Annotated in this window: 2 protein-coding genes and 1 tRNA gene; 1 reads left to right on the top strand and 2 read right to left on the bottom strand. The window is 69.7% G+C overall.

Annotated features, from left to right (window positions below; translation table 11 throughout):
- The first annotated feature begins 309 nt into the window (after positions 1–309).
- Positions 310–383: transfer RNA gene (locus tag RIF89_RS14860), tRNA-Pro, on the top strand.
- Positions 384–634: 251 nt separating this feature from the next.
- On the opposite strand, the gene RIF89_RS14855 is transcribed toward RIF89_RS14860, so the two are convergent.
- Entirely contained in the window at positions 635–1,060 is a 426-nt protein-coding gene (locus RIF89_RS14855) for a hypothetical protein (protein WP_309069843.1), read from the bottom strand.
- Between the two features lie 101 nt (positions 1,061–1,161).
- Positions 1,162–1,626, bottom strand: a 465-nt coding sequence (locus RIF89_RS14850) for a metallophosphoesterase (protein ID WP_375294497.1), incomplete at its 5' end; no start/stop codon positions are given.

The following is a 1,626-nucleotide window of genomic DNA, read 5'->3' as shown; positions in this document are numbered from 1 at the left end:
ATGATCGCGACCTCGACGCGCTCGGCGAGTCGGATCAGCAGCTCGCCGATGCGGGGATCGATCGGGCTCTTCGACGGGGCGAGCGTGTCATCCAGGTCGAACGACACCACGCGAGGCGCAAAGGTCATGGGATCCAGCCTAAAGTGGCGCCCGAATCCCGCGCGCACCGGGCTTCCCGGAGCGTGGGGATCGTGGATCCCCGCGCTCCGTCGCGTGCGGGATCCCAGCGTTCTGAGGGATGGCTGCGACAGCCTCGGGTGGCGGTTCGTCGCACCCGTTCGGATCGGGTAGACTTGCAGGGTTGCAAAACGGGGTGTGGCGCAGCTTGGTAGCGCGCGTCGTTCGGGACGACGAGGCCGCAGGTTCAAATCCTGTCACCCCGACGTAATGACAAGGGACCAGCCGATGGGCCGGTCCCTTTGTCGTGCTACGCGCAGTGACCGGGCTGGTCCCTTGTCATTGCTCGCGGTCGTCAGGCGGGCCCACGCCGCAGAGGCTCCGCGCAGCGCGAAGCGATGCGTGGAGGGGCGGTGGGGCGCACCCCGACGTCACGACAAGGGACCAGCCGATAGGCCGGTCCCTTTGTCGTGCTACGCGCAGTGACGAGGCTGGTCCCTTGTCATCGCTCGCGGCCTCAGCTGGTGGCGCGGCGCACCAGTTCCCGCAGCTGCTCGGCGACCGCTTCGCTCCAGCGTGCGACGCCGAAGTGCGTGGCCCACATGTCGCCCTCGTCGAGCGTGGAGCGGTCCTCGAAGCCGATCGTCGAATAGCGCGATCCGAACTTGCTCGCCGGCTGCAGGAAGACGACGATCTTCCCCTCGTCGTTCGCGAATCCGGGCATGCCGTAGTAGGTCTTGGGCACGAGGTGCGGTGCACCCTCCGACACCACGGCGTAGAAGCCGTCCGCGATCTCCCGGTCGTCCCCGTCGAGCTTGCCGATCTCCTCGCGGACGGCCTTCTCGCCGGCCTCGCGGTTCCTGCCGGCTTTCGCCTGCGCGCGCAGCTCCTTCGCGCGCTCCTTGACCGCCTCGCGCTCTTCCTTGCTCAGCGTCTCGGCCATGGTGATCCTCCTCTCATCGCCGCCCTCGTGGGCGATGACTTCAGGTTAGGAGTGGCCGGGTGTGAGCGCTTCTCGATTCCTGACCGGATGTCCGGGCCGGATCAGGCGCGGGGCGCGAGCGTGATGAGGGAGACCTCCGGACGGCACGCGAAGCGCACCGGTGCGTAGATCGAGTGGCCGAGGCCTGCGCTGACGTTCAGCGGCACGACGCGGCCGCGGTGCGACCACATCGAGAGCCCTCGCGCCTGGCGCAGCGGGATGTCGCAGTTCGCCACGAGCGCGCCGTAGAACGGCACCCGCACCTGGCCGCCGTGCGTATGCCCGGCCAGGAGCAGATCGGCCCCGAGGGCGGTGAGGCCGTCGAGCACGCGGCGGTACGGCGCGTGCGCCACGCCGAGCGAGAGCGGAGCCGCGGGCAGCGTGGCGAGCGCGTCCTCGGCCGCCCCCAGGTCGTCGAGGTCGTGGTGCGCGTCGCCCACGCCGAACAGCCGCACGCGGCTTCCGCGCACCGTGATCCCGGCCGCGCCGTTGTCGACGCTGCTCCAGCCGAGGTCGTCCGTCATGAA

The sequence above is a fragment of the Microbacterium sp. genome, from assembly GCF_031178525.1.
In the GTDB taxonomy this organism is placed as follows: Bacteria; Actinomycetota; Actinomycetes; order Actinomycetales; family Microbacteriaceae; genus Microbacterium.
Note: the sequence above shows the minus strand (reverse complement) of the source record. Positions and strands in the feature narration are given on the sequence as shown.